Raw genomic sequence first — 3,013 nt, forward strand, 5'->3', positions numbered from 1 at the left:
GATTTCATTTTACAAGGACTCAGGCTACGAGTCTTTTCTATTTGGCTAATTTGTTGCACTTACAGTGTAAATCCGTCCCGCAAAAAAACGCCGGGTCAGCGGCGCTTTTAGGGGTAAATAGGCGGTTTAAGCGGTGATATAATCCAAGATCGCAAAAATCGCGGCTTGGTTTTCTGCAGGCACCAGCTGAGCTAAGATCTCTGCTGGTGATTGGTGCAGTGCCGAGCCTTTGATGTAGCTGCCGTCATTGGCGACCATGGTGCGCACATCATCAGCCAAAGGTTCAAGATGGCATTGCAAGCCCACGATCTTGTGGTCGAGCACGAAGCCTTGATTCGAGACGAGATCGCTGGAAAACAGCCAGTGGGCCGATTGCGGCAGCGCAAATTTTTCTTGATGCCAATGCAATGCCGTCAAGGTTGCAGGCAGGCCAGGGATGATCGTGGTTTGGCGGTAGATCTTCGCCCAGCCGACTTCTTTGGCTTCAGCGGCAGTCACCGGATAGCCTAAAGTCTTGGTGATCTGCTGCGCGCCAAAACAAGCTCCAAACATCGGCTTGTCAGCGGTCAGCATGGCTTGGATCAGCGCGCGTTCTTGTTTGATCCATGCGGTGTCATCGTTAGGACTCATCGGGCCGCCCAGCAGGACCAACAAGTCGGTGTTTTCAGCGGTGGGCAAGCGGCCAAATTGGTAAGGATGATAGCACGTCAGCGCATGGCCGCCGGCGTGACTCCATAACGCGATTGCGCCTGGTCCTTCGCTAGGCGTGTGTTGGATCACTGAAATTCGCATGAAGCCCCTTTCCATCAACGGCAATGTTGGAATAGGTATCGCCTGCAAATACCTAAGATAGTTGCATTTTACCACAACTTTTCAGTAGGATAAGGACATGTGGAAAGAAGAAAAAATCAAAGCGTTTCGCCGCACCTTATTAGCTTGGTATGACGCCAACAAGCGCGACTTGCCTTGGCGTGTTGATCGAAACGCGTATCATGTGCTGGTCAGCGAATTGATGCTGCAGCAAACCCAAGTGCAAACTGTGATCCCGTATTATCAACGGTTCATCACGCAAATGCCGACGGTCCAAGCCTTGGCCGATGCGCCTGAAGCCCAAGTCATGAAAGCGTGGGAAGGGTTGGGGTATTATTCGCGCGCACGCAATTTGCAAAAAGCCGCCAAACAACTGATCCGTGATTACGGCGGCGTTTGGCCGCATACCGTCCAAGAATTGCAACAGCTGGCTGGGATCGGCCCGTATACTGCTGGGGCGATCGCCAGCATCGCCTTTGATCAAGTGGAGCCGGCGATCGACGGCAACGCCTTTCGCGTGTTTGCGCGGCTGTTTTGCATTCCTGATGATATCGCCCAGCCAAAGACCCGCGCGGTGTTTGACCGCTTGATCCGCCAAGTCATCGATCCCAAGCGTCCAGGGGATTTTAATCAAGCGATCATGGACTTAGGCGCCAGTTACATGTCCGCCAAAGACCCTGATCCAAAGCACTCACCAGTGGCGGCTTTTGATGCCTCATGGCAAACTGGGCGGGTCTTGGATTTTCCGGTGAAAACCAAGAAAAAGCGGCCTAAACCGGTGCCATATTATGCCATTGCCGTGCACAGCCCGGCCGGGTATTTGTTTGTGCAGCGGCCCAGCACCGGGATGTTGGCCAACTTATGGATGTTTCCTTTAGTTGCGCGCTCGCAGCTGGAACCTGACACCGTGGCGCAAGCCGCTTTGGCATTGCAGGCGCGAGTCGGGACTGAAGTGGCTTTGCAAGATCCAGGCTTGCCTTTGGTCAAGCATACGTTTACCCACCAACAGTGGCAAATGACGCTGCTAGTGGCTGAAGCGCCGGCGTTTGCACTCGATTACGTGCCGGGGCGCTGGGTCCAGCTTGATGACTTGGCCGCTATCGCGATCCCGACGGTGCAAAAGAAATTGTTGAAAGGACTGCCAGTATGAAAACCTTGATCATTGTCGCGCATCCAGACCTTGATGGCTCCAGCACGCAGGCGTTTTTAAAAGCCAGCGCAGCAGGCGTCACCGCTGCAACGTGGCACCCGGTGACCATGTCAGTGGCAGCAGAACGCCAAGCACTGCTCGCCGCCGAGCGCATCGTGGTGCAGTTTCCGCTGTATTGGTACGCGGCACCGGCATTGCTGCAAGCCTGGCTGGCGGCGGTGTGGACGCTGCCGTTTGCCCGCCAGCTCGCCGGCAAAAGCTTCGGGGTGGTGGTGTCGCTTGGACGGCCGTTGCGCGATTTTCATCCCGGAGCGGCGGTTGGCGTGAGCTTAGACGCCTTGTTGTCGCCTTTTGCGGCATTGGCGCAGACTGCAGGGATGGCTTTATTACCGCCCTTGGCGATCCCCCAATTTGCCTATCAAACTGAAGCCCAAAAAGCCCGCTTGCTGGTGCGGTATCAACAATATCTCAGCTTAGCGGCGCCAGAAAGTTTTCAACAACAAGCCGCATGGTGGCAGACCCAGCTGGCACAATCGCCTGAAGCGGGCTTGTTGGCAGACACCCTAGCCCAGCGGCAAGCGCGCTTAGCCAGCTTGCGCGCGGCGTTAAAGGAGGTCAAAGACGATGAATGAAACGCAATGGCTGCTTGACCAAGCCAAACAGCTCGCAGACGCGGCCAGTGACTATCCCAAGCGCGCCCAATTTTTGGCGTTGGCCGACTTCATTCAAGCCCAAGCCATGCGGCTAGAACAAGCAGAAGGCGAGTTAGACGGGCGTGCTTGGGACCATGAGCAGTGGTGAAGACCCGCCTCAAGACGGAGGGGCCCATGCCCAGAGTGCGGTATGATGAAGACAGATTAGTGAAAAGGAGGTTATTAACAGTAATCAATAACGTAGAATAATGGGTTAACTTGTGACAATTAGTCGTTCTGCGGTAATCAAGTGGAAGGCAGAATGACCAAGTGCTGCGAAATGATAAACTCGTGAAAAATCGCTGACTGATGCATGGACAGATGATGACGGTTTTCATCATGTCTTTACAGGGCCTCCTTA

4 protein-coding genes are annotated in these 3,013 nt (G+C 54.5%); 3 read left to right on the forward strand and 1 reads right to left on the reverse strand.

The genetic code is table 11. From position 1 onward, the window contains the following. Positions 1-126: 126 nt before the first annotated feature. A complete protein-coding gene (locus tag EKM91_RS13630; RefSeq protein ID WP_125754433.1) occupies positions 127-792 on the reverse strand; it encodes a type 1 glutamine amidotransferase in 666 nt (221 codons plus the stop codon). A gap of 97 nt (positions 793-889) precedes the next feature. On the opposite strand from EKM91_RS13630, the gene mutY reads away from it, so the two are divergent. The 3 genes from mutY to EKM91_RS14025 are packed head-to-tail and all read left to right on the forward strand — an operon-like array spanning position 890 to position 2,761. Then, the gene (mutY, locus tag EKM91_RS13635) at positions 890-1,960 is read left to right on the forward strand and encodes an A/G-specific adenine glycosylase (protein ID WP_125754434.1); all 1,071 of its coding nucleotides are present in this window, start codon (positions 890-892) and stop codon (positions 1,958-1,960) included. Beyond that, positions 1,957-2,592: an NAD(P)H-dependent oxidoreductase gene (locus EKM91_RS13640; RefSeq protein ID WP_125754435.1), complete on the forward strand. Its 636-nt coding sequence runs from the start codon at positions 1,957-1,959 to the stop codon at positions 2,590-2,592. The genes mutY and EKM91_RS13640 overlap by 4 nt, the downstream gene beginning before the upstream one ends. Then, a complete protein-coding gene (locus tag EKM91_RS14025; RefSeq protein ID WP_164508610.1) occupies positions 2,585-2,761 on the forward strand; it encodes a hypothetical protein in 177 nt (58 codons plus the stop codon). The genes EKM91_RS13640 and EKM91_RS14025 overlap by 8 nt, the downstream gene beginning before the upstream one ends. The last annotated feature ends 252 nt before the right edge of the window (positions 2,762-3,013 follow it).

Source organism: Lacticaseibacillus baoqingensis (assembly GCF_003946165.1).
Lineage (GTDB): Bacteria > Bacillota > Bacilli > Lactobacillales > Lactobacillaceae > Lacticaseibacillus > Lacticaseibacillus baoqingensis.